The organism is uncultured Nisaea sp. (assembly GCF_963974195.1).
In the GTDB taxonomy this organism is placed as follows: domain Bacteria; phylum Pseudomonadota; class Alphaproteobacteria; order Thalassobaculales; family Thalassobaculaceae; genus Nisaea.
Window position 1 is genome coordinate 20,679 of record NZ_CAXBDC010000027.1, and the last position, 24,616, is coordinate 45,294.

Sequence of the window (24,616 nt, forward strand, 5' to 3'; positions counted from 1 at the left end):
CGCAGCGAGGCACTAGTGTGCCCATCCCTTCATCGCCAGCCCCGCGAGACGACCATGAAACTCTCCGATCTCCAGACCCCTTGCCTGATCCTCGACAAGAGCCGGGTGGAGCGCAACTGCGCCCGCATGAGCGCGCGTGCCAAAGAGCTCGGCGTGGCCCTGCGTCCACACATGAAAACAGGTAAATCGGCGGAGATCGCGAAGATCGCGACGGCGGGCCAGACTGATCAGACGAGCAAAGCCGGCGGCGTGACCGTCTCGACGCTGGCGGAAGCGGACTATCTGTTCGAACACGGCTTTGCCGATATCGTCTATGCCGTCAGCATCCCGCCCTCGAAGCTGGACCGCGCCGCCGCGCTGACGGCCCGGGGTGCGGACCTGAAGATCCTGATCGACAGCGTGGAGGTGGCGGACGCCATCGCCGCCCATCCGGGCAGCCACGCGGCTCTGATCGAGATTGATTGCGGCGAGCACCGGACAGGCGTGGACCACGATAACGACCGCCTGATCGCCATCGCCCGCATTCTCGACACGTCCCCGCGCTCCCGCCTCGCCGGCGTGATGACCCATGCCGGCCATTCCTATCGCGGCCGCTCACCGGAAGACATGAAAGCCGTCGCCAGTGCCGAACGGGACGCAGCCGTCGCTGCGGCCGAGCTGATCCGGGCGGACGGCATCGCCTGCCCCATCGTCAGCGTCGGCTCAACCCCGACCGCGCTCTATGCCGATCATCTGGAAGGCGTCACCGAAATGCGGCCCGGCGTCTATACGCTCGGCGATCTGTTCCAGGCCGGTATCGGCAGCCACGGCATCGACGATATCGCCTCCGCCGTCGTCGCCAGCGTCATCTCCCACAACAAGGCGCGCGGCACCCTGATCCTCGATGCGGGCGGCATCGCCCTCTCCAAGGACCGCTCGACCGAAGCGCTCGGCAAGGACGGCGATATGGGCTTCGGCCTGCTAGCGGACCTCGAAACCGGCAAACCGCTGCACGGCCTCACAATCCGGGGCACGCACCAGGAACACGGCGAAGTCCACCTGCCCGACCCGGCGCTCTACGAAACGCTCCCCATCGGCGCCCGCGTCCGCGTCCTGCCGAACCATGTCTGCATGACGGTTGCGGCGTATGAAAATTATGAAGTGTTTGAGGAAGGCTCAGACGAGATCATCGCCCGGTGGGACCGGCGCAACGGCTGGTGAGCCGCTGCGCCATCCTCAATCAAATCACACCATCGAATCCGGGAAAGACGCCTTCCGCTTGGTCATGAACTCGACCAGCGCCTCGTCCACCGCCGGATCGATCTCCGGCGCCTGGTATTCCGCCAGCATGGTCTTCACCCGGTCGCCCATGCGCTGGTAGGCGTCGCGGGAGCCTTCGGCGGCCCATTGCTCATAGGTGTTGTTGTCGGCGACCTTGGAGCGGAAGAAGGCGTTCTCGAAATTCGCCTGGGTGTGGGCACAGCCGAGGAAATGCTTGCCGGGGCCGACCTCGCGGATCGCGTCCATGGCCTGGCCGTTCTCGGTCAGGTCCACACCGCCAAGCAGGGTCGGCATCATGGCGAGCTGGTCGGCATCCATCAGCAGTTTTTCGTAGGACGCCACCAGACCGCCTTCAAGCCAACCGGCCGCATGCAGCACGAAATTCACGCCGCCCATCACTGTCGGGTTCAGGGTTTGCGCGGACTCATAGGCCGCCTGCGCGTCCGGGGTCTTGGAGCCGCAGAGCGAGCCGCCGGAGCGGAACGGGACGCCGAGGCGCCGGGCGAGCTGGGCACAGCCATAGAGCACCATGGCAGGCTCCGGCGTGCCGAAGGTCGGGGCGCCAGACTGCATGGAGATGGAGCTGGCGAAGGAGCCGAAGATTACCGGCGCGCCGGGCCGGACAAGCTGGGTGAAGGCAATCCCGGCCATGGCTTCGGCCAGCGTCTGGGCCAGCGTGCCGGCCACCGTCACCGGCGACATGGCGCCCGCCAGGATGAAAGGCGTGGTGATGCAGGCCTGATTGTTGCGGGCATAGGTCTTCAGCGCGCCCAGCATGGTGCCGTCCCAGACCATCGGCGAGTTGGCATTGATCAGGCTGGTGCAGACCGTGTTGTTCTCGACGAACTCGGCCCCGAACAGGATCTTCGCCATGTCCACCGTGTCCTGCGCCCGCTCCGGCGCGGTGACGGAGCCCATGAACGGCTTGTCGCTGTATTTCATATGGGCATAAACCATGTCGAAATGCCGCTTGTTCACGGGCAAATCGACCGGCTCGCAGACCGTGCCGCCGGAATGGTGCAGCGACGGCAGCATGTAGGTCAGCTTCACGAAATTCTGGAAGTCCTCGATGGTCGCATAGCGGCGGCCGCCATCGACATCGCTGACGAAGGGCGGGCCGTAGACTGGCGCAAAGATCGTATTCTTGCCGCCAACCTCGACCGACCGGGCCGGGTTGCGGGCATGCTGCGTGAAGCTGGAGGGCGCCGTCGCGCAGAGTGTGCGGGCAAGGCCGCGCGGGATATGCACCCGCGTCCCCTGTACGTCCGCACCGGCATCGCGCCACAGGGCGAGGGCTTCGGCGTCATCCTGAAACTCGATGCCGATCTCTTCCATGATGGTGTCGGCATTGGCCTCGATGATCTCGAGACCTTCCTCGCTGAGGACTTCATAGACCGGCACGTTGCGAGTGATGTAGGGCGCCTGCACCTGCGCCGGTCTGGACCGGGAGGCGCGGCGGGCTTCACGTCCACCGCCGCTGCGGCCACGACGGCCGCGGGCTTCCCCAGAAGCATCAATACCGTTACCGGCTCCTTCGAGATCCCGAGCTTCCGCGGTCATCTCGTGTCCTCCACAATTTTGTTCGCTTCATCGATATGAGCACGATTGGAAGTGTGAACTTTCAAATGCGCGTCATCTGTTGTCGCCCTTGAGCCAGATTTTGATCCGACGCAATCCCTTGCTGAGCCTGCGACACAGCCTGCTCCCGCTGCCGTGGGCCGACTTCCCATGCGCGTGAACAGCCAAGACGGCAATTGAACCTATGCGCGCACGGTGAGATGCTTGTCTCAACGCATAAAGCCGGATGTCCCGGCCTTCATGGTTGCGGGACCGACCGGCCAGCTCCGGAGGAGAGAGCCATGTTCCGACATCTTGCGTCCTTCACCCTCTGCCTGGGCCTTGCCGCCGGTATCGCCGGCAGCAAAGCCGAGGCCAGCGCGGCCCAGACCGAATTGCCCCAGGTGCTCGGCCTCATCGCCACCAAGCTCCCCGTCCCGCTCAATTGCACGGACGGCACCTGCACCGGGTTCTTCTCTGCCTTCTGCCTGCAGGAGCACCGTCCGAAACCGGATGCCGGCCATGTCTATGACGTCGCCGGAGAAGGCGATATCACCATGGTGGTCGCGAAGAAGGACGGCAGCACCGCCGAATTCTCTGCCGCCGGCCTGCTACATTTCGAAAGCACCGGCGCCTATACCTCGGTCCGGATCTCCATGGATGCTGAGCGGCTCGCCGCTCTGGATGCGGCCTCGATCTCCCTCAGTGTGCCGCGCCGGGTCTCCCTGCTGCCACGCTCCGAGCCGACCGTCGCCGCCCGGCCCAGCAAAGAAGACCTGGAAACGGCGCTCGGCGAAAAGCGGGTGCTGGCGGAAGGCTATTTCGAGAACGGCTCACCCCGTGCGGACAGCGGCGCGCTGATCTCCCGGATGATCAACCTGCTACCGGCGGACGGCTATGCGGATAAATCCCTGCGTGGCGGCATCTGGGACAAGGCGACTACGCCCGCCAATCTGCGGCAGTTCGCGCCGCAGGGCATCGAGGCCGCCCGTGACGCTTACGCGCGCTGTAAGGCCTATGGCGATCAGGGCTACAACGTCCGCCTGCGCGGCTGCCTCGAGAAGAGCCACGACAAGCTGATGCGGAACCTGAACGACAAATACTGGGAAGGCGACGCCGGGTTCTGAGGCCGGGAATTTATATTAGTCGTCATCCCGGCCGGAGAGCCGGGACCCAGATGATCACAGAGCTGAGTCCGTCTTCTCCTGGGTCCCGTCTTTCGACGGGATGACGGACGTGTTGTTGGATTGAGGAGGAACTAAAGCGTCCGGCGTCCCGCCAGAACCGCTTCCTCAACCCGTATCCGGTAGGCCAGCAGCGCCAGATTCGCGGCACCGAACAGCAGTGCAATGTCCCAGGCGCCGAAAGCGAGCGGCAGCAGCGGGATTTCCACTGCGACCAGCAGATAGTTCGGGTGCCGGAGAAACCGGTAAGGGCCGCACCGGACCAGCGGCGCATCCGGCAGGGTGATGATCCGCGTGGTCCAGTATGGACCGAGGCTGGCGATGATCCAGACGCGGACGGCCTGCAGGACGGCGAAGAGAGCGAGCAGTGGCAGGCTCGGCACCTTTGCTTCGTGCACCAGAAAGAACAGGGCCAGCAGCCAGCTTCCATGCAGCAGGACGAACAGCGGATAATGCCGCGCGCCGTGCTCCTGCCCTCCCCGCGCGAGCAACCGCGTCAGGTTGCGCCGGGCGTAGACCAGTTCGGCCAGGCGCAACCCCGCCACGACCAGCGCCGTCCATTGCGCCCACCCCAATTCCATCCCGCTTACCCTTCCAGCACGGCAAAACCGGCAGTGAAACCGGGGCCGAGCGCCTGCACCAGCACCCGCTGGCCTTCTGTTCCATCCGCCCGCATCCGCTCCAGTACAAAGAACACGGTCGCCGCCGACATGTTTCCATAGTCTCGCAGCACCGACCGGGCATGCGCGAGCCCGCCCTCGGGCAGATCGAAGGCCTCCTCCAGAGCGGCCGCGACCTTCGCGCCGCCCGGGTGACAGGCGAGCAGGTCAATGTCGGACAAGGTCAGTTTGTGACGGGCCAGAAACCGGTCCACCTCGCTCCGCATCCCGGTGCGGACGATCTCCGGAATGCGCGGACTGAAGATCACGCCGAAACCGTCCTCCTCCACCGACCAGCCCATGACGTCGAGGGAGTCCGGCCAGGTATGTTCGCCCCAGGCGGTGAGTATTGTTCCTTCCCCATCGCCTCCGCGCAAAACAGCCGCCGCCGCACCATCGCCGAAGATCGCGGTCGCGACCTGATTGGATTTACCGGTGTCGGACCAGCGAAAGGTCAGGCTGCACAGCTCGACCACCAGCAGCAGAACCGTCTCCCCCTCGCCACTCGCCGCGAACTGTGCCGCCCGGCCGAGGCCGAGTACACCACCGGCGCAGCCGAGCCCGAACAGCGGCACCCGTTTCACATCCTCCCGGAAATCCAGCCGCCGCAACATGCGCGCATCCAGGCTCGGTGTCGCAATGCCCGTACTGGAAACGACGATCAGCGTGTCCACCTCCGAGGCGGCAATGCCTGCCCCCTCCAGCGCGGTGCGCGCAGCATCCGCCAGCAGTTCCTCGGCGACCTGCAGATAGATCCTGTTCGCCTCGGCCCAGCTGCGTGGCCTGGCGAACCAGTCGAGCGGCACGGACAGATACCGGCTCTCCACCCCTGCATTACCGTAAACAGGAGCCAGCCGGGCGAAGGCCGGTACCCGCTCCTCGAAGATCTTTCGGGCATGGGCAAGGGCGTCGGATTGCGAAAGGCGATGCCGGGGCACGGCCGTCGCAACACTCAAGAGGCGCGGGTTGATCATGTCATGAATGTGCGCCCGATCCTTCGCACGACAAACGAAAAACCCGCGATGCTGCGTGATCGCGGGTTTTCAGGCAGAGGACAACCGTTCCCCGGAATGCGACCTCAAACCGGCGCGGGCGTTTCAACGCTCCAGACACCGGCCCTGGCGGCCTGCCGCGCATAATCGGCAAAACGACGCGGCTCGCGGCCGAGCGTCTGGCGGACGCCATCCGTCACGTTGGCGTTCCGCCCGTCCAGAACTGTGGTGAAAAGGTAGAGGACGAGTGAAATCATATCTTCCGGCACACCGGCCTGCTCCATTGCAGCCTTGTAATCCGCCGCCAGGATCTGCCGGTAGCGGATCGGCCGTCCGGTCGCAGCGGCGATGGAGGAAACGGCCTCGGAAAAGCTCAGCAATTCCGGGCCCGTCACTTCATAGAGCTTGCCGATATGCGCCGGGTCTATCAGGGCGGCGGCGGCGATCTCCGCAATATCGTCGACGTCGATGAAGGGCTCTTTCACATCGCCAACCGGCAACGCTACCTCACCCGAATGAAGCGCTTCGGCCAGGAAGGTTTCGCTGAAATTCTGGAAAAACCAGCTGGCCCGGACGATGGTCCAGTCGGCGCCCGACGCGATCAGCATCTGTTCCGTCTGTTCGGCCTCTTCCTCGCCCCGGCCGGACAGCAGGACCATGCGCTTTACACCGGCATTCAACGCCGTCTCGACAAATGCCCCGACCGTCTGCAACGCCCCCGGCACCGCAAGATCCGGGTGATAAGCGATGTAAATCGCCCGCATCCCCGCGATCACAGGCCCCCAGGTTTCCGGCGCGTCCCAATCGAACGGTAACGCTGCCCCTCGGGATCCGATTCGCACCGTCTCACCCTGTTCGATCAGCCGCTTCACCACCCGCTTCCCGGTCTTACCCGTACCGCCCAACACCAGGATCGGGGCCGTCTCTTCACGGTCGTTCATCATTTTCTCCATAATGTGAGTATTCCTCATATTTTAAAATGTGATAAACTCTCACATTACTGTCGTCAACCGAATTTGCTCAGATGCCGGTCGCGTTCACGGAGTGGTTATGTCGAAGAATTTGCCGGACATGTCGCGGATCGCGCTGGAGCACATCTCGCTCCGGCGGATGCCGAGTCAGCAGCGCAGCCGGGAACGGGTGGAGCGGATGCTGAACTGCGCCGCCGGGCTCATTGCCGATCAGGGCAGCGACGCCATGAAGATGAGCGAGGTAGCGCGTCTGGCCGATATCTCGATCGGCTCGCTCTATCAGTATTTTCCGGACAAGAGCGCGATCATCCGGGCGCTGGCAGAGCATTACGGTGCGGAATGTCTGAAATGCATTGAGGACGGATTGGCCGGCGTGACCAGCCTTGATGCGCTCTGCGAAGCCATGGGGACGCTGACAGATGTCTACTACGCACTGTTCCTGGCCGAGCCGGTGATCCGGGATATCCGTTTCGGCACACAGGCGGACAAGAGCTTGCAGGATCTGGAAATCACGGAAAGCCGCAAGAGCGGCGCCCTGCTCTCAGACGCCTTGCTGCGGGTCGCTCCGAATGCCGACGACAGCAGCGTCAGGGCGGCCTGCTTCCTCATTATGTATCTTGGCGAGCAAACCATGCGGCTCGCGATCTCGGTCCCGCCCGACGAAGGCGCGGTATTGGTCACCGCCTATAAGCGCATGGCCGAAGCGGAATTGCGGCAGGCCGCGTCCTCCCGCCCCTAAAGCCCGACCGGCGTGCCGCCGCTGATCGGCATGGCGATCCCTGTGATATATGCCGCGCGCGGGCCGGCTAGGAACGCGACTGCCTCAGCCACCTCTTCCGGCTCCCCGGCCCGGCGAATCGCCACACTCTTGTAGCGCTCCTGCTTCACATCATCGACCGGACGGCCGCTCTCGCGGGCCAGACGCTCGTTCGCCACCGCATGCATGTCCGTCGCGATGAAGCCGGGACAGACCACGTTGCAGCGAATGCCATCGACGCCAAACTCCGCCGCGACCGTCTTGGTCAGGCCGACCAGCCCGTGTTTCATGGCGGTATAGGCGCCGAACCCGGCATCAGCGCCGAGACTGCCCGTGGAGCCGATATTAACGATGCTACCACCGCCCGACGCCCGCATTTCCGGGATCACCGCCTGGGTGAACATGGCCGGACCAAGCAGGTTGACCCGGAAGCTGGTCTCCCACTGTTCCGGCGCAGTCTCCAGCAGGTTCGCGGACCCGGCGAGAGAGCCGGCATTGTTCACCAGAATATCGATCCGGCCGAAATGCTCACGGGCCAGCTGCACAGCAGTCTCGATATCGGCTTTTCGGGTGACATCGACCGTCACGGCCAATGCCGTCCCCCCGGCTGCCGTGATTTCGGAGACGATATCCGCGAGCCGACTGGATGCCTCGGGCGTCCCGATATCGCTGACGATGACAGACGCACCCTCCGCCGCCAGACGCAGGGCCACCGCCCGCCCGATACCGCGCGGTGCGGAAGCCCCGGTGACAATCGCCACCTTCCCGCTGAGTTCAGCCATGGTCGCCCCCGATTAATCGCCCCCGGAAGCCGCAGAGATGGGCGCGGCGACGGCGACTGTCAATCGACGAAGCGGTCATCCCGTGTGCATGCACGGTCTCGGGGCTGGGAGCCGGCGGACAATAGAGAAGCCAGACCGCCCCCCTCCAATCCACTTGTTAATTTCCAATTTTTCCAATTTTTTCAAATTCGTTTTCCAATTTTTCCCATCATTCCAATAGCTTGACAGCCAACCCCACCGGCATTGTGCGTTTCCAAAATCATTAATTTATTCAACAAATTTAGTGGACACGTCCGGTATGAAAATCAATAAGCACCATCTGTTCATCGATCCGGCAGTCCATAACGCTGACCTGCTGACCGCCGGTCAGCAGGCCGGAACCACGGTTCACACGCTCGCCGCTTCGGGCGATCCATTGGCGGAAATCGCGGCGGTGCTTTCCAGCACTTCGGGCGTCCGCCAGCTCTCGATCCTGGCGCATGGCGCCCCCGGCGCCGTCGAACTCTCAGGACAGCGCATCGACAGCGCGGCGCTGAAGGCCAACCGGCACAATCTCGACCGTATCGCATCCGCTCTGACGACCGATGCCGATCTGGTGCTGATCTCCTGCGAGACCGGCGCCGGGCGCGCCGGAGTGGAACTGGTCGAGATCCTGGAGGAGGCGCTCGGCGTCACCGTGCACGCCTCCACGAGGCCGCTTGGCGGCGATGCCGGATGGGCAAGCCTGCCGGTCGCCGCTACCCTTTTCGCGGCCGAGGCGCTGCAGACCTATCCCGAACAGCTTGCCGTGACAGGGACGCCCTCCACCGGCGACGACACGCTGACCAGCGATGGCGACGCGGACAATATCGATGCGCTTGCCGGCAACGACGTCATCATCGGCAATGACGGCAACGACACGATCACCGGCGGCGATGGCAACGACACCATCACTGGCGGCGACGGCAACGACACGCTGTATGGCGGCCTGGGTGAAGACCTCGTCTACGGCAATGCCCTGAACGACATCCTTTATGGCGATGGTGGCAACGACACGCTCTATGGCGGCGAGGGCAATGACTTGCTCCGGGCCGGGAGCGGCAGCGACGTGCTTTTCGGCGGCGACGGCAACGATACGCTCGGGTCTTCGACCGAGTCCGACACGAGCGCCGACACCTATTATGGCGGTGCCGGGGACGATTTCACCTCGGGCTTCTTCTTCAATACCGGCGCGGTGTTCTATGGCGGCGATGGGAACGACACCGTCCAGGGGCCGGGCGGCGCCGGCACCGGAACCACCACCGGGGCGGTGCTGTACGGCGATGCCGGCGACGATTTCATCTCCTCGGACGACGGCCCGGACACGGTCTATGGCGGCACCGGCAACGACACGCTCTACGGCGACGACGGCGGAGGCAAGGCCCTCAACCTGCTCTATGGCGATGAGGGCAACGACGTTATCTATGCCGGCGCGAAAGCCGACGACGGCAGCGGGGGAGCTGGGAACACGCTTTATGGCGGCGTGGGCGACGACACCCTTTACGGGGACAGTGACCGAGACATTCTCGTCGGCGGTTCCGGGGCCGATGTCTTCGTCAGCACTTCCAACGGCAACAGACTGAACGGCGATACGATCTCGGGATTTGAGGTCGGCGACAGCATCTTCGTCGGGAGCACGGACCTGAGTGCCCTCAACGGCACCACGGTCACCAGCTCAGTCAGCCTCGATGGCTCGAACGTCGTGAACATCACCGGCGTCTCCGGCAGCCTGAAAGTCTCCGTCTCGTATGACGGCACGAACTCCACACTGACTTTCTCGCACGCACCCCAGTCCTCCGGCAGCAGCCTTACGGTGAGCGACCAGAGCGCGGGTGACACCGCGGTAACGAACCAGACCCTCACCAACAACACCAGCGCTTCCGCCTCCGGCACGCTGGTGAGCAATACCGGCAGCGGCGGCACCGTCACCGTCACCCTTCCCGCCGGGCTTTCACTGACGAACAGCGGCACCGGCACGGCGGTCAGCGGCGATACGGCGGGGACAACCTTTACCGGGCAGATCCAGGAAACCGGCACCTCGGCCACGAACCAGTCCTTCCTCGACGGCCATGGCCAGGCCTTCGTAAACAGCCTCGGCGGAGCTCCGGTCGATATCCGGACCATCACGTTCTCGGACAACAGCGGGTCACAACAGACAATCCAGTTCACCGGCACTTCCTCCGGCGGCGGCGATGCCTTCATCATCGACACATCCGGCCTGACGCCCGGCTCGACGCTGCAGCTCGACCATATCGACTTCGCCGCCATCCTCGGCAACGCCACCGTCATCGGCGGCGAGGGCACGAACTACGTCGTCGGCGACGATGCCGTCCAGTTCATCTCGCTCGGAAACGGCAACGATACAATCGCCGGTGGCGGCGGCAACGATACGGTCGGATCAGGTTTCGGAGAGGACATCATTTACGGCAACCAGGGCAACGACTCCGTCTTTGGCGGCGGCGGCATGGACACGCTCTATGGCGGTCAGGACGACGATATCCTCCACGGTAACAATGACGCCGACATACTCTACGGCAACAGGGGCGCGGACACCCTCTCTGGCGGCGAGGGAGTGGACCGGCTCTATGGCGGGCAGGACAACGATATCCTCTACGGCAACGCCGGTGACGACAGTCTGCATGGAAATCTCGGCAACGACACACTCTATGGCGGCCAGGGCAATGACGCGCTCGCTGGTGGCAGCGGCGACGACCTGATCGCCGGCAACAGGGGCGACGACACTCTGACCGGCGGCGATGGCCTGGACACCTTCATCTTCGGCTTCGGCGGCGGCAGCGACATGGTGAACGACTTCGAGGCCGGCACCGACGCTCTCTCTTTCGCCGGTGGCCTCACCTATACGGCAGCGGACAGCGGCGGCAACACCGTCCTGACCCTGTCCGACGGTGGCACCGTCACCCTCATCGGCGTGTCGAAATCCCAGCTCGGGCTCGCCGCAACCGCCGGCTGGGAGTTCGCATAGAGACGGGCTTGAGTGTCACCCCAGCAACCCCGTCATGAACGAAACCAGGGCGCTCAACCCCGCATCAGAGCGCCCTTCGGATCATGCAGCGGCGCGCTGATCCGGTGCGCCTTCAGGATCTTGCCGAGGATTTCGACCTCGAAGCCGTCCGTCTCCCCGGCAAACTCTTTCGCGACATACCCGATCGCGATGCTTTTGCCCACCGTGTGACCGAAACCGCCGGAGGTTACCCAGCCGATGGCCTTGCCACCATGGAAGATCGGCTCGTCGGCGATCGGGTCGATATCCTCAACATCGATGGTCAGCGTGATCAGCTTGTATTTGCCGCTGCCACCTTCCTGCTCCTTTGCCAGCGCATCCCGGCCGATGAAGCTGTTTTTCGACATATCGACGAAGCGGTCCAGCCCGGCCTCGAAGGGTGAATAATCCGGCGTGAACTCCGCCCGGAAGCCGCCGAAAGCTTTTTCCAGCCGCAGGGAATTGAGCGCCCGGCCACCGAAATGCCTGAGCCCGAATTCCGCACCTGCCGAGACCAGCATGTCGTAGAGCGTGATCAGGTAATCCGGCTTCACCCAGATCTCGTAACCGCGCTCCCCGGTGAAGGAAACCCGGCCGACCATGGCATGCAGCATGCCGAGATTCATCTCCCGGAAGGACATGAACGGCATGGCTTCGGTCGAGACATCCTCATGGGTCAGTTTCGCCAGCAGATCGGCCGATTTCGGCCCGGCGATGGAGAGGCCGACCAGTTCCTGACAGCGGCTCTGGATCGAGACACCGGTTTCCGGCAGGTGGTCCCAGAACCAGCGCAGGTGGAACATTTCGGCGATGCCGGAGCCGAAGATCATGAACCGGTCGTCCGCCAGCTTGGCGATGGTGAAATCGCCGATGATCTTGCCCTGGCGATTGAGCATCGGGGTCAGCGCCATGCGGCCGGTGCGCGGCATCTTGTTCGCCATCAGCTCCGACAGCCAGGCTTCCGCGCCCTCGCCCGTCACCTCGTATTTGGCGAAGCTGGAAATCTCGATCATGCCGACGCCAGTGCGCACGGCCTTGCATTCCTCGGCCACAGGACCGAAGGCGTTGGAGCGACCGAAGGTCACGTTCTCCACCGGCTCCATGCCCTCGGGCGCGAACCATAGCGCATGTTCCAGCCCGTAGGACGCGCCGAACACCGCGTTCTGCGCCACCAGTCGGTCATAGATCGCCGTCTTGCGCAGCGGACGGCCCGCCGGCAGTTCCTCGTTCGGAAAGGTGATGGAGAAGCGGCGGGAATAGTTCTCCTTCACCTTTTCGTAGGTATAGCCCTTGGTCGCGTAGGAGCCGAAGCGGGCGCAGTCCATGGCATAGATATCCATGTCCGGCTCGCCCTCGATCATCCACTGGGCGAGCGCCAGACCGACGCCGCCACCCTGGCTGAACCCGGCCATCACACCGCAGGCGAGATACATGTTCCGGAGCCCCGGCACCGGGCCGACCAGCGGGTTTCCGTCCGGCGCGAAGGTGAACGGGCCGTTGATCATCGATTTCACCCCCGCATTCGCCAGGAACGGGAAATGCTGGTAGGCAATGTCGAGGGACGGTGCGATCCGGTCGAGATCCGGCTGCAGCAGCTCGTGCCCGAAATCCCATGGCGTCTGGTGCGGCGACCAGGGAACGCAAGCCTTCTCGTAGGTGCCGAGCAGGAAGCTTTGGCCTTCCTGACGGGTATAGAGCTCGGCCTCGAAATCGATCAGGTGCGGCAGCTCGGCATCCAGCGCCTTGATCTCGTCCAGCGCCTCGGTGATCAGATAATGGTGCTCCATCGCCAGCACGGGCAGCTCAAGCCCGACCATGCGGCCGATCTCGCGGGCCCAGAGGCCGCCCGCATTCACCACCTTTTCGCAGCGGATCGTGCCCTTGTCAGTGACCACCGACCAGCCGCCGTCCTTTTCTGCCACCAGTTCCTCGACCTTGGTGTGGCGGTAGATCTCCGCCCCGCCCTTGCGCGCCGAGATGGCATAGGCGTTGGTCACGCCGGACGGATCGACATGGCCCTCGTTTAGATCATAGACAGCGCCGGTGAAATGGCTGGCATCGACCAGCGGATGCAGACGCTGCGCCTCATCCAGCGAGATGAAGTCGATATCGAGGCCCATATATTTGCCCTTGGCGACCATCGTCTTCAGATAATCGAGGCGTTCAGGAGTCCCGGCAGCCATGATCCCGCCGGACAGATGCACACCGGTCGCCTGACCGGAAATCTCCTCGATCTCCTTGTAGAGATCGATGGTGTATTTCTGCAGCTTGGTGACGTTCGGGTCGCTGTTCAGCGTGTGCATGCCGCCCGCCGCATGCCAGGTCGAGCCCGATGTCAGCTCGCTGCGCTCCACCAGAACCACGTCTTTCCAGCCCAGTTTGGTCAGGTGGTAGAGAACGCTACAGCCAACGACGCCCCCGCCGATAACAACGACTTGCGCATGCGATTTCATCGATTTGTCTCCCCTTGCCGCCAGCGCGCCCGGCGGGCTTGAACAAAGGGTAGTCCAGCAGATCCGGCAGGACGACGCGAGCCATCCGGCGACACGGGCCCATGGCCCGGCGTCGGAATCGGAGCAAACCGGAGCATGGCGCATAACAAGGATCATCGGCCCGATAGACTCCGGTCGACATCCCCTACCCCCTAAATGCTATTGACTATCATTACGGTCTGGTGTTCGTCGGCAGCGAAGAAACCGGACCACGTAGCGTGACTGAGGAGACAGAGGTGTCAAAACCCGGACCGGAAATTCAGGATGCATTGGTCAGGCGAAGCATCCGGGGCGCCAAGCAAAGCATCCCGGAGGTCAGGCAGAGCATTCCGGGCAGATCCCGGCACCCGCACCGCCGGCAGGTTCTGGCGGGACTGGGCATATTTGCCTCCGGCATTGCCGCTTCATCCGTCCTTGCCCCGGCCATCTTCTCGCCATCCGCTTTCGCCTCGGAACAGGATCTCCGATTCAAGCATGCATTCGGCGAGACCGTTCTGCCGAAACCGGCCAGAAGGGTCGTCTCCCTCGGATACACCACGCAAGACCCGCTCCTGGCGCTCGGCATCGTTCCTGTCGGGATTCGCGAATGGTACGGGAACCTGCCCCACGCCGTCTGGCCCTGGGCAACCCCGTATCTTGGCGACAGCAAACCGACAGTACTTTCCGGCGAAGTCTCGGTGGAAATCGTCGCCTCGCTCGCGCCCGACCTGATCGTCGGCATCGGCTCCGGCATCTCCCGGGCGGAATACGACCTGCTCTCGCAAATAGCGCCGGTGCTGATGCATCCGGAAGGCAATGACGCATACGGGACACCGTGGGATGTGGTGACGCGCCTTCTCGGCCGGGCAACCGGCATGGCAGACAAGGCGGAGCAGCTTATCGCCGGGACCAGAGGCGCTTTTACCAGCGCCCGGAAAGCCCATCCGGACTGGGAAGGAAAGACCGGCGTTTGCGCCTATCACACTAGCGGAGAGACCGGCGCTTTTGTCGGCACCGATACCAGGGCAACATTCCTGAAGGAGCTGGGGCTGGTCCCGCCCGGGGCAATCGCCAGCCTGTCGGCACCGGACTCGTTCTTCGCCCGGCTCTCGCCGGAAGACCTGTCCCCGCTTGATGCCGATCTGCTGATCTGGGTCTCCTCTTTCGACACGGTGCCGGACATCGTCGCCCTGCCCATGCGCAAGACCCTCAACGCCCATTGGCAGGGGCGCGAGGTCTTCGCCGGGCCGCTCATTGCCGGCGCCCTGTCTTTCGGCAGCGTGCTGTCCCTGCCCTTTGCCCTGAAAGCGCTTGAGGAGGATATCGCCCTGGCCCTCGACGGCAATGCGGACACGCCCGTTCCCTCAAGCGTCAAGGCCGGGCTGACCCGGTGAGATTTGCCCTGCCCGTCCTGCTGCTGATCCTCGCCGCCATCGCGACTCTCGCTGCCGGTGTGCGTGCCGTCTCCGTGCCGGAGATCTGGCATGCCCTCGTGGCGTTCGACCCGATGAACCCGCTGCATATCGTGATCCATGATATCCGCCTGCCGCGCCTGATCGCCGGACTGGCGGCGGGGGCGAGCCTTGGAATGGCCGGATCCATCATGCAGTCGCTCACCCGCAATCCGCTGGCGGACCCCGGCCTGATGGGGGTCAATGCGGGCGCCGCCTTCACTATCGTGCTGGGCGCTTTCCTGTTCGGCCGGGCGGATGGCGGGTTCATCGCCGCGCTGTCTTTTCCCGGCGCCGCCCTGGCATCGCTCGCCGTCTTCGCCATCGGCGGCGGATTGCGCGGAGAGGCTGGACCGGTCCGGTTGACCCTTGCCGGGATCGCCCTCAATGCGCTGCTGATGTCGCTGGTCTCCGCCATCGTGCTGACCCGGACCGAAGCACTGGAAGTCTTCCGTTTCTGGGCCGCCGGATCGCTCGCCCAGGCCAATGTCCGGCCACTGCTGGAGATGAGCGCCATCGCCGCGCTCGGTGCCGGATGTGCCCTGCTGCTGGCGCCGAGGCTGGAAGCCCTCGCCCTCGGTACCGGGCTTGCCAAGGGTCTCGGCACAAAGCCGGGGCGTATTCAACTCGGCGCGCTGGCTGTCCTGACCATGCTGACGGGCGCCGCCGTATCGATCGCTGGTCCTATTGCCTTCCTCGGCCTGATGGTGCCGCCGCTCGCCCGGCGCATCAGCGGGCACAATCTACGCCTCGAGCTGCTGGTCTCCGCCCTCTTCGGCGCCACGATCCTGCTGCTGGCGGACACTGCCGGGCGCCTGCTGGTTGCCCCGGCTGAAATCCGCGTCGGCATCATGACGGCCCTGATCGGCGCGCCGGTCTTCATCTGGATCGCCCGGCGTCTCAGGCCGGGGGCGCTGACATGAAGGGCGCATTCCTCATCATCGCTCTGCTGCTGCTCGCGGTGCTGCTCGGCCTTTCCATAGGTCAGGTCATGATCGGCCCCGCCGCGCTCTGGGACGGGCTCTGGCACGGCTCCGGGCCCGGTGCGCTGTTCCTCCGGGTGTTGCGCGGCCCCGGCGTCGGCACGGCGCTTGGCGCGGGTGCGGTGCTTGGCATGTCCGGTGCGATTTTCCAGATCCTGCTGCGCAACCCGCTGGCCTCGCCCGATGTCATGGGCTTCACCTCCGGCGCCGGGTTGGCGGCGATCTGGGGCGTGTCCGCCGGGATCGCCCTGCCCATCCCGCTGTTCTCCGCCATCGGCGGCCTTGCTGCCGCCGGTGCCGTTATCTTCCTCGCGTCCGGCCGGAGCGGGACGCATGCGGCCCTGACGCTGATCCTTGTCGGTCTCGGGGTCGGCTTCTTCGCCGCCGCCGCCAGCAGCTTCATCATGACCCGTCTGCCGCACCAAGAAGCGACCGAGGCGCAACGCTGGCTGACCGGATCGCTCGCCGCCCGGAACTGGGGCCATGTGCTGCAAGTCTTCGGCCTCGGCGCGGCCCTGACACTTGCCCTCGCCCTGCAGACCCGCTCCCTCGCCCTGCTGGAATTGGGGGACGATCTCGCCGCCGGTCTGGGTACACGGATTTCCCTGTCACGCGGGCTGCTGGCGGTCACAGGCGTGCTGCTCGCCGCAACCGGCGTCGCCGTTGCCGGACCGCTACCCTTCATCGCCCTGATGGCCGCCCCTCTTGGAGCGAGACTGACGGGCGCACGGCATCCGGCGGGCAAACTGGCCTCAGCAGCCGCCGCGGGCGCCATCATCACGGTGCTGGCAGATCTGGCTTCAAGAGCCGCCATACCCGGCCTGCAACTACCCGTCGGCGTGATGACCGGCATCTTGGGCGCGCCCTATCTGATATGGCTTCTGCTACGGGAAATGGAGACGGGGGACCTGTGACGCACACCGTTCTGAAAACCGAAGACCTGACCCTCGGCTATGGCGACAAAGCCGTGATCGCGGATCTGTCTCTTGCCTTCCCGGACAGGCAGGTGACCTCCATTCTGGGCCCGAACGGCTGCGGAAAATCCACCCTGCTCCGCGCCCTTGCCCGCCTGCTCCGCCCGTCGCGAGGAACCGTCACCCTTGGCGGAGAGGATGTGTTCAGCCTCGACACACGGGCGCTAGCCCGGCGTCTGGCGATCCTGCCGCAAGCGCCGAACGCACCGGACGGCATCACCGTCATGGAGCTGATCAAGCGCGGCCGGACACCGTGGCGCGGGCTGCTCGCGGCCTGGAGCGCGCAGGATCTGGAAAAATGCACCGCGGCCCTGCGCCATGTCGGTCTGGAAGACCAGATGGACCGTCCGCTGAACACACTGTCCGGCGGGCAGCGGCAGCGGGCCTGGATCGCGCTCGTGCTGGCACAGGACACGCCCTACCTGCTGCTGGACGAGCCGACGACATGGCTGGATCTGCGCCACCAGCTTGAAGTGCTCGCGCTGTTGCAGGAACGGAACCGGCGGGACGGCACCACGGTCATCACCGTGCTGCACGACCTCAATCTCGCGGCCCGCTATTCGGATCATCTGGTCCTGCTCGGCCCCGAAGGACTGGTCGCCACCGGCACGCCGGACGCTGTTCTGAGCGAGGAAAACCTGCACCGTGCTTTCGGGCTCGATGCAATGATCACACCCGATCCCGTCACCGGCACACCGATGGTGGTACCGCGCTGATCCTTCATGCCTGCTGAAGACCGAAAGCAAAAGCCAGCAGCTAGTGGCCTCTATCCACCAGCTTGATCCAGAACACCAGCACCAGCCCGGCCAAACCAAGACCGATCATCGGCAGGTGCCCGTTCGACCAGCCGCCGAAATAGGTCACCACCGTGGCGAAGATCGGGGCTGCCAGCAGGTTTCCGAGGTTGGAGCCATGCACGACAACGCCGCTGCAGGTCGCCACCTCCGATGTTGTGCGTGCATGCGCGGGGGCACCGGCCAGACATGCGGCGGGAAGCACGCCGGCGATGCAGGACATGGCGATGGCCGCCGGCACCCGGAACGCATCGGGCGCATCCCCGGCAAAGACGAACCAGGCCGTGCCGATGATCCCGATAAAACTGATCGCGACAATGAACCAGCGCGGCACGTGGCGGTGCATCAGCCAGGCGGCGCCGAGATTACCCACGATATTGACCAGCACCACAGCAGCCCCGATCAGGGCCGCGCCTTCGAGGGAATAGCCCATCCGCTCGATCAGAAAGGTCGGCATCCAGGTCATCAGCGCGAAAATCGCGCAGGCATAGAGGAAGAAGGCCGTTGCAAAAAGGTAAGGGCCAGGCAGACGCAATGTGCCCAACACGTCCCTGAAACCGCGCTCCCGACTGGGCCGTGGAGAGCCGGACCAGCGGGACGGCGCCGTGAGTACGGCCAGAATAACGGCGAAGACAACGCAGATACCCGCATCCGCCAGCCAGAGCCCGCGCCATCCGGCAGCGGCCATCAACACCGGCGCGGCAACCATCGCGATGGCGGCGCCAATGGGGAAATAGGCGGACCAGATGCCGAGCGCCAGAGAGCGATGGGTCGGCCGGGCGGCGGCGACGATCAGGGTCGGCGCGGCAATCGAGGTGGCAACGAACCCGAGGCTTTCCAGCGCCCGTCCGGCGAACAGGGCGAGCGCGGAGCCGGAGACCGCGCCGAGCACAGAGCCGGCGGCGATCACAAGCATCGCCGCAACCGCCATGCGGGCGGGCCCAAGCCGGTCCGTCGCCATGCTGATGAGAATGGCGAATAAAGCGGCGAAAAGATGCAGCAGGGAGGCCAGCCAGCCCCCGGCGACCAGCGAAAGGCCGAGCCCGGCCCGGATATCCGGCAGCGCGGGCGGGACCTTACCGACCTGCAGGGCGGCAACAATGCCCGCGCCGACGGCGAGCAAGACAATGTCCCAGCGGGTCTCCGAAACCGGTGCCCCGGCGCCAGCAGCCCCGATGGAAGCGCTCACGGTACGGCCAGGCGCGCCAGCTCGTCCGCCCGCTCGTTCTCGGGATGGCCGGCATGGCCCTTGACCCAGTGCCATTCGATCTCGTGCCGCTCGACGGCGGCCTCAAGCCGCTGCCACAGCTCCATGTTCTTCACCGGCTTCTTGTCGGCGGTGCGCCAGCCCCGCTTTTTCCAGCCGTGTATCCACTTGGTGATGCCGTCGCGGACATAGGTGCTGTCCGTATAGATATCGACATGCATCGGCCGGGTCAGGGATTCCAGCGACGTGATCGCCGCCATCATTTCCATGCGGTTGTTGGTGGTCTCTTTCTCGCCGCCCGAAAGTTCTTTCTCGGTGTCGCCATAGCGCAGGATCGCGCCCCAGCCGCCGGGGCCGGGGTTACCGCTGCAGGCGCCGTCCGTATAGATCTCGACCCGTTTGCCAGCCATCAGATGCCATATCCCGCACTGGAGGTGACGCTCTGATGAAAACTCAGCTTGCGGTGATATTCCATGGGATCCTTCGGTTTCACGAACGCGCCTTCCGGATGGTTCAGCCAGTCATAAAGGCGGGTCAGCAGGAAACGGGTGGCGGAGCCGCGCGCAAGCACCGGCAGAGCGGCAAGCTCGGCGCCGGAGAGGCTGCGGGCCGCCTGATAGGCCGTGATCATCTGCCGCGCCTTGGTGATGTTGAAGCTGCCGTCCGTCTCGAAGCACCAGGCGTTCAGGCAGATGGCAAGGTCGTAGGCCAGCATATCGGTGCAGGCGAAATAGAAATCGATGAAGCCGGACAACTCGTCCCCGAGAAAGAAGACATTGTCCTGGAACAGATCCGCATGGATCACGCCGCGCGGCAGGTCCGCCGGCCAGTTCTTTTCCAGATAATCGATCTCGGCTTCAAGAAAGGCATAGAGCCCGGGTTTCACGCCGTCCGCCGCCGCACCGCAGGATTCCAGAAGCGGCCGCCAGGAATTCACCGAAAGGCTGTTCTCCCGGACCATGCCGAAATCCTTGCCCATCTCGTGCATCCGGGCCAGCTCCGTGCCCAGCGCCCGGCAATGGACCGGCATTGCCTTGCGGTGCCAGATGCCTTCCAGGAAGGTCACCACTGCCGCCGGACGGCCGTTCAGGCGGCTGAGCATCTCTCCGGAGCGCGTTCTGACCGGTTGCGGGCAGGACAGGCCCTTGTCCGCGAGATGGTTCATCAGGTTCAGGAAAAACGGCAAATCGTCCGGATTCACCCGCTTCTCGTAAAGCGTCAGGATGTAGGTGCCGGTCGTGGTCCGGACCATGAAGTTCGAATTCTCGACCCCTTCGGCAATGCCGGAGAAGGAGACCGGATCGCCGATATCGTACGCGGCGAGAAAGGACGCGAGGTCCTCGTCGGAAATAGACGTGTAAACGGCCAAGGACTTAACTCGCCAACTCGCGGGGCAATTTGAAATGGACGTCCTCGCGGGCGACCGTCACCTCTTCGATGGTAACGGCGCGATGCGCCCGGCAGGCCTCGATCACCTCGTCAACCAGCACTTCCGGAGCGGACGCTCCGGCGGTGATGCCGAGCACGGAGACATCGGCCATCCAGTCCCAGTCGATATCGGCGGCACGCTGGATCAGCAGCGCCCTGTCGCAGCCGCGCCCCTTGGCGACCTCCACCAGACGCTTGGAATTCGAGGAATTGGGCGCGCCGATGACGACCATGCCGTCACAGCGCTCCGAAATGGCTTTGACTGCTTCCTGACGGTTCGTCGTGGCGTAGCAGATATCTTCCTTCGCCGGCCCGACCATCTTCGGAAAGCGGCTTTGCAGCACCGAGACGATCTCCGCCGTGTCGTCCACCGACAGCGTGGTCTGGGTGATGAAGGCGAGGTCCGGATCGCCCTCGAAGCTGACCGTCTCCGCATCCTCGCGGGTTTCCACCAGAGTGATGATACCGTCCGGAACCTGCCCCATGGTGCCAATCACTTCGGGGTGCCCGGCATGGCCGATCAGGATCAGGTGGCGGCCCTGCTTCATGTGCCGTTCGGCTTCCAGATGCACCTTGCTGACCAAGGGGCAGGTGGCGTCGAGATAGACCATGTTGCGCCGCGCGGCCTCGGCCGGAACAGATTTCGGCACGCCGTGCGCGCTGAACACCACCGGCGCGTCGAGCGGCACCTGGTCCAGTTCCTCGACGAAGATCGCGCCCTTCTTTTCCAGGCCCTCGACCACATAGCGGTTATGCACGATCTCGTGCCGGACATAGACCGGCGCGCCGTACTTCTCGAGGCTGCGCTCGACAATCTGGATGGCCCGGTCCACCCCGGCGCAAAAACCGCGCGGTGTGGCCAGCAGAATGGTGAGATCGGCTTTGTTCATGCCCGCGATGTAGTCCTTCGGTAAAAACTTGTCCATAGAAGACAGAAGCACGCCATGCCCATTTGCGGGTCCGTCCCCGAGCGGGTAGTGTGTGCGCCGACTGAACCCTAGCAGAGCTGAGCCATGTTTTCTCAATCGCGTTTCCGCTTTCCGACCCGCGTCCTGCTGCCGCTTGTGCTGCTGGCGCTCGTGGCCGCCTGCTCCAGCGACAAGGGCCCGCCGCCGGGCTGCCCGGTGACGAATTTCGTCAGCGATCTGGACCATGTGACGGAGTTCACCGACGGCGCCGTCGGCGACCTCACCGATGTCCGATTCGACGCCCAGCTGGCCAGCCTCAGCGCGATCTGCAATTTCGAAAGCGATGAGCTGGTCATGGATATCGCCTTCCAGGTCATCGCCGCCCGCGGCCCGGCCAACAAGAGCAACCAGGCGGCCGTGACCTACTTCCTCGCCATCTCGGACGAGACCGGCGCGGTGATCGCCAAACAGACCTTCGACAACACGCTGCCCTTCAAGGGCAACCTGCGCCGCGTCGCCATCAAGGACGAGTTCGAGCCGAAGATCCCCTATCCGGCGGACCGCAAGATCCTGAACGACTACCGGGTGCTGATCGGCTTCCAGCTGACGAAGGAACAGCTCGCCTATAACCGCTCGCGGCGGCGCTAGGTCCGGCATAGCTGATAGCGCCTGATCGCCAACGCCCCTTTTCTTTTTCAATTACGGCGACTATTGTTTCGCCACTACCGACGACCCTCAAGGGAGAGACCGGCCACATGGTCGGCGCCGAAGGAGCAACCGCCCCCGGAAACTCTCAGGCAAAAGGACCTTGAGGCGAGGAACTTCTGGAAAGTAGACGGGAAACCGTCTCACCCACGGTGAAAGCCCGGCACAGAGTTCGCCGGGTGAATCTCTCAGGTTAGCGACAGAGGGGGCAGGTTCCGGCAGTTCGCCGGGATGCCTTACGCTGACCGGAGAGACCTATGACCGAAACCACCCTTCTCAAGACTCCCCTGCACACACTGCATGTCGAGCTCGGCGCCAAGATGGTGCCGTTCGCGGGCTATGACATGCCGGTCCAGTACCCCGCCGGGGTCAAGGCCGAGCACCTGCATACCCGCGCCAAGGCCGGGCTGTTCGATGTCTCGCACATGGGCCAGGTCAAGCTGACCGGTTCCGATGCGGCGCGCGACCTGGAACGACTGGCGCCGGGCGATCTCGACGGCCTCGCCGTCGGCCAGATGCGCTACAGCATGTTCACGAACGAGGCAGGCGGTATTCTGGACGATCTGATGGTCTGCCGGATCGAGGACGGGTTGATGGTCGTCGTCAACGCGGCCTGCAAGGATGCCGATATCGCCCATATGCGGGCCAACCTCTCCTCCGAAATCACCGTTCTGGAAGACCGCGCGCTGATCGCGTTGCAGGGCCCTGGCGCCGAAGCCGCGCTGTCCGCCCTCGCCCCGGCCGCCGCGACCCTCAGCTTCATGACCGGCGCCGAGATGGATGTGGACGGGGCTGCCTGCTTCGTCACCCGCTCCGGCTATACCGGCGAGGACGGCTACGAAATTTCCGTGCCCGCCAATCAGGCCGACGCCCTTGCCCGCAAACTTCTGGCTCAAAACGACGTGGAGGCCATCGGACTTGGCGCCCGGGATTCCCTGCGGCTTGAAGCCGGGCTCTGCCTGTACGGCCACGATATCGACGAGACAACGACGCCGGTCGAGGCCGCGCTTACCTGGTCCATCGGCAAGCGCCGGCGGGAGGAAGGCGGCTTTCCCGGCGCGGATGTCATTCTGGGTCAAATCAAGAACGGCGCCCCGCGCAAGCGCGTCGGCATCCTGCCGGACGGACGGGCACCCGCCCGCGAAGGCACCGAAATCCAGGCGCCCGACGGCACCAGCATCGGCAGCATCACCAGCGGCGGCTTCGGGCCGAGCCTCGAGGCACCGCTGGCCATGGGCTACGTCACCACGGAACATGCCGCCGCCGGTAGCGCTGTAAATGTTGTCGTTCGGGGCAAAGCCCTGCCCGCCAAAACCGCCAAGATGCCGTTCGTCCCGAACGGCTACAAACGTTAAAACAAAGCACCTGAGGGGATCAGATATGAGCGAACGCCGCTACACCGAAGACCATGAATGGATTGATCTCGACGGCGAGATCGGCACCGTGGGGATTACCGATTTCGCGCAGGAACAGCTCGGCGAAGTCGTGTTCGTGGAAGTGCCGGATGTCGGCAAAACCGTCGCACAGGGCGACGAAACCGCCGTCGTCGAATCCGTGAAAGCCGCGAGCGAACTATACGCACCGGTCACGGGCGAAGTGGTCGAGGCCAATGCCGCGCTGGCCGACACGCCGGATCTGGTGAACAGCGATCCCGAAGGCGAAGCCTGGTTCTACAAGATCAAGATTTCCGACAAGGCCGAATTCGACGCCCTGATGGACGCCGACGCCTACAAGGCGCACGCGGAAGCCTGAGGCCGGGTGTCGTTCTGGCGCCCCATAGACGAGATGACGTACGGCCCGCGGGCCGGAAGGAGCAGAAGAGATGATGGACAACAGGCTGGCCTTCGCCGAACAGGAAGAAAGCGAAGAGTTCATTCGCCGTCATATCGGCCCCGGCCCGGATGATCAGGCAACAATGCTGAAGGCTCTCGGCTACGAGAGCCTCGGCGCCCTGATCGATGCCGCCGTTCCGGCAAAGATCCGCGTCACGGAGCCGCTCGACCTGCCGCCCGCCCAGACCGAAAGCGCGGTGCTGCAGAAGCTCCGCCAATATGCCAACACCAACACGGTGAACCGCACCCTGATCGGCATGGGCTATTACGGCACCCGCGTGCCCGCCGTCATCCAGCGCAACATCCTGGAAAACCCGGCCTGGTACACAGCCTATACGCCGTACCAGCCGGAAATCAGCCAGGGCCGGCTGGAAATGCTGCTCAATTTCCAGACCATGATCGGCGATCTGACCGGTCTGGAAATCGCCAATGCCTCCCTGCTCGACGAGGGCACGGCGGCGGCGGAAGCCATGGCCTTCTGCCACAAGGCATCGAAGAACAAGGGCACTGTCTTCTTCGTCTCCCGGAACTGTCATCCGCAGACCATCGACGTGCTGCAGACCCGGGCCACACCGGCCGGGTTGACCGTGGTGGTCGGCGACGAGAACGACACCCTGCCGGAAGACGCCTTTGCCGTCCTGCTGCAATATCCCGATACCAACGGCGCCGTGCATGACTATGC

Annotated in this window: 21 protein-coding genes, 1 pseudogene and 1 riboswitch; of the genes and pseudogenes, 12 read left to right on the forward strand and 10 right to left on the reverse strand. The window is 64.3% G+C overall.

What is annotated here, in order from left to right:
- The first annotated feature begins 54 nt into the window (after positions 1-54).
- The gene (locus AAC126_RS08200) at positions 55-1,200 is read left to right on the forward strand and encodes an alanine racemase (protein WP_339852016.1); all 1,146 of its coding nucleotides are present in this window, start codon (positions 55-57) and stop codon (positions 1,198-1,200) included.
- Between the two features lie 24 nt (positions 1,201-1,224).
- Here AAC126_RS08200 and AAC126_RS08205 read toward each other — a convergent pair whose 3' ends face one another.
- Complete coding sequence (locus AAC126_RS08205; protein ID WP_339852018.1) at positions 1,225-2,820, reverse strand: trimethylamine methyltransferase family protein; 1,596 nt, start codon at positions 2,818-2,820, stop codon at positions 1,225-1,227.
- 299 nt (positions 2,821-3,119) lie between these two features.
- Between AAC126_RS08205 and AAC126_RS08210 the strand changes: the two genes are divergently transcribed.
- Positions 3,120-3,944, forward strand: coding sequence for a hypothetical protein (locus AAC126_RS08210; RefSeq protein WP_339852019.1), 825 nt, complete (start codon positions 3,120-3,122; stop codon positions 3,942-3,944).
- 131 nt (positions 3,945-4,075) lie between these two features.
- Here the strand turns inward: AAC126_RS08210 and AAC126_RS08215 are convergent, their stop codons facing one another.
- The 3 genes from AAC126_RS08215 to AAC126_RS08225 form a co-directional block, all read right to left on the reverse strand.
- The gene (locus tag AAC126_RS08215; RefSeq protein ID WP_339852022.1) at positions 4,076-4,582 is read right to left on the reverse strand and encodes an isoprenylcysteine carboxylmethyltransferase family protein; all 507 of its coding nucleotides are present in this window, start codon (positions 4,580-4,582) and stop codon (positions 4,076-4,078) included.
- Between the two features lie 5 nt (positions 4,583-4,587).
- Positions 4,588-5,634, reverse strand: a complete 1,047-nt coding sequence (locus AAC126_RS08220) for a type III polyketide synthase (RefSeq protein WP_339852025.1) — start codon at positions 5,632-5,634, stop codon at positions 4,588-4,590.
- A gap of 104 nt (positions 5,635-5,738) precedes the next feature.
- Complete coding sequence (locus tag AAC126_RS08225; protein ID WP_339852028.1) at positions 5,739-6,593, reverse strand: NmrA family NAD(P)-binding protein; 855 nt, start codon at positions 6,591-6,593, stop codon at positions 5,739-5,741.
- Positions 6,594-6,702: 109 nt separating this feature from the next.
- On the opposite strand from AAC126_RS08225, the gene AAC126_RS08230 reads away from it, so the two are divergent.
- Positions 6,703-7,362, forward strand: coding sequence for a TetR/AcrR family transcriptional regulator (locus tag AAC126_RS08230; RefSeq protein WP_339852031.1), 660 nt, complete (start codon positions 6,703-6,705; stop codon positions 7,360-7,362).
- Here the strand turns inward: AAC126_RS08230 and AAC126_RS08235 are convergent.
- Positions 7,359-8,162 (reverse strand): glucose 1-dehydrogenase, encoded by an 804-nt coding sequence (locus tag AAC126_RS08235; RefSeq protein WP_339852034.1) that lies wholly within the window; start codon positions 8,160-8,162, stop codon positions 7,359-7,361. The two genes, AAC126_RS08230 and AAC126_RS08235, sit on opposite strands and share 4 nt — an antisense overlap.
- Positions 8,163-8,460: 298 nt before the next feature.
- On the opposite strand from AAC126_RS08235, the gene AAC126_RS08240 reads away from it, so the two are divergent.
- Positions 8,461-11,163, forward strand: coding sequence for a DUF4347 domain-containing protein (locus AAC126_RS08240; RefSeq protein WP_339852037.1), 2,703 nt, complete (start codon positions 8,461-8,463; stop codon positions 11,161-11,163).
- 53 nt (positions 11,164-11,216) lie between these two features.
- Here AAC126_RS08240 and AAC126_RS08245 read toward each other — a convergent pair whose 3' ends face one another.
- A complete protein-coding gene (locus AAC126_RS08245; protein WP_339852040.1) occupies positions 11,217-13,634 on the reverse strand; it encodes an FAD-dependent oxidoreductase in 2,418 nt (805 codons plus the stop codon).
- A gap of 275 nt (positions 13,635-13,909) precedes the next feature.
- On the opposite strand from AAC126_RS08245, the gene AAC126_RS08250 reads away from it, so the two are divergent.
- From AAC126_RS08250 to AAC126_RS08265, 4 genes are read left to right on the forward strand one after another with little or no spacing between them, the layout of a single operon-like run.
- A complete protein-coding gene (locus AAC126_RS08250; protein WP_339852042.1) occupies positions 13,910-15,046 on the forward strand; it encodes an ABC transporter substrate-binding protein in 1,137 nt (378 codons plus the stop codon).
- The gene (locus AAC126_RS08255; RefSeq protein WP_339852043.1) at positions 15,043-16,026 is read left to right on the forward strand and encodes an iron ABC transporter permease; all 984 of its coding nucleotides are present in this window, start codon (positions 15,043-15,045) and stop codon (positions 16,024-16,026) included. The genes AAC126_RS08250 and AAC126_RS08255 overlap by 4 nt, the downstream gene beginning before the upstream one ends.
- The gene (locus tag AAC126_RS08260) at positions 16,023-17,000 is read left to right on the forward strand and encodes an iron ABC transporter permease (protein WP_339852044.1); all 978 of its coding nucleotides are present in this window, start codon (positions 16,023-16,025) and stop codon (positions 16,998-17,000) included. Before AAC126_RS08255 ends, AAC126_RS08260 begins: the two co-directional genes overlap by 4 nt.
- The gene (locus AAC126_RS08265) at positions 16,997-17,776 is read left to right on the forward strand and encodes an ABC transporter ATP-binding protein (RefSeq protein WP_339852046.1); all 780 of its coding nucleotides are present in this window, start codon (positions 16,997-16,999) and stop codon (positions 17,774-17,776) included. The genes AAC126_RS08260 and AAC126_RS08265 overlap by 4 nt, the downstream gene beginning before the upstream one ends.
- A 40-nt stretch (positions 17,777-17,816) precedes the next feature.
- Here the strand turns inward: AAC126_RS08265 and AAC126_RS08270 are convergent, their stop codons facing one another.
- Genes AAC126_RS08270 through ispH form a run of 4 tightly spaced genes read right to left on the reverse strand, consistent with a single transcriptional unit; the run spans position 17,817 to position 21,379 of the window.
- Positions 17,817-19,043 (reverse strand): MFS transporter, encoded by a 1,227-nt coding sequence (locus AAC126_RS08270; RefSeq protein WP_339852049.1) that lies wholly within the window; start codon positions 19,041-19,043, stop codon positions 17,817-17,819.
- Positions 19,040-19,471 carry a ribonuclease HI gene (rnhA, locus tag AAC126_RS08275; protein ID WP_339852052.1) on the reverse strand — a complete coding sequence of 144 codons (432 nt, stop codon included), beginning with the start codon at positions 19,469-19,471 and terminating at the stop codon, positions 19,040-19,042. The genes AAC126_RS08270 and rnhA overlap by 4 nt, the downstream gene beginning before the upstream one ends.
- Positions 19,471-20,430: a homoserine kinase gene (locus AAC126_RS08280; RefSeq protein WP_339852054.1), complete on the reverse strand. Its 960-nt coding sequence runs from the start codon at positions 20,428-20,430 to the stop codon at positions 19,471-19,473. Before AAC126_RS08280 ends, rnhA begins: the two co-directional genes overlap by 1 nt.
- Before the next feature lie 4 nt (positions 20,431-20,434).
- Positions 20,435-21,379, reverse strand: coding sequence for a 4-hydroxy-3-methylbut-2-enyl diphosphate reductase (gene ispH / locus AAC126_RS08285; protein ID WP_339852056.1), 945 nt, complete (start codon positions 21,377-21,379; stop codon positions 20,435-20,437).
- Positions 21,380-21,502: 123 nt separating this feature from the next.
- Here ispH and AAC126_RS08290 point away from each other — a divergent pair, with 123 nt between their 5' ends.
- The 4 genes and pseudogenes from AAC126_RS08290 to AAC126_RS08305 all read left to right on the forward strand — a co-directional run.
- Positions 21,503-22,045, forward strand: a complete 543-nt coding sequence (locus tag AAC126_RS08290) for a hypothetical protein (protein WP_339852058.1) — start codon at positions 21,503-21,505, stop codon at positions 22,043-22,045.
- A gap of 80 nt (positions 22,046-22,125) precedes the next feature.
- A riboswitch (glycine riboswitch) is annotated at positions 22,126-22,216 on the forward strand.
- Between the two features lie 143 nt (positions 22,217-22,359).
- A complete protein-coding gene (gene gcvT / locus AAC126_RS08295) occupies positions 22,360-23,457 on the forward strand; it encodes a glycine cleavage system aminomethyltransferase GcvT (RefSeq protein WP_339852061.1) in 1,098 nt (365 codons plus the stop codon).
- Between the two features lie 25 nt (positions 23,458-23,482).
- On the forward strand, positions 23,483-23,854 hold the full coding sequence (gene gcvH / locus AAC126_RS08300) for a glycine cleavage system protein GcvH (protein ID WP_339852064.1): 372 nt from the start codon (positions 23,483-23,485) through the stop codon (positions 23,852-23,854).
- Between the two features lie 70 nt (positions 23,855-23,924).
- Positions 23,925-24,616 (forward strand): annotated as a pseudogene (locus tag AAC126_RS08305) (glycine dehydrogenase (aminomethyl-transferring)); the annotation flags it as partial.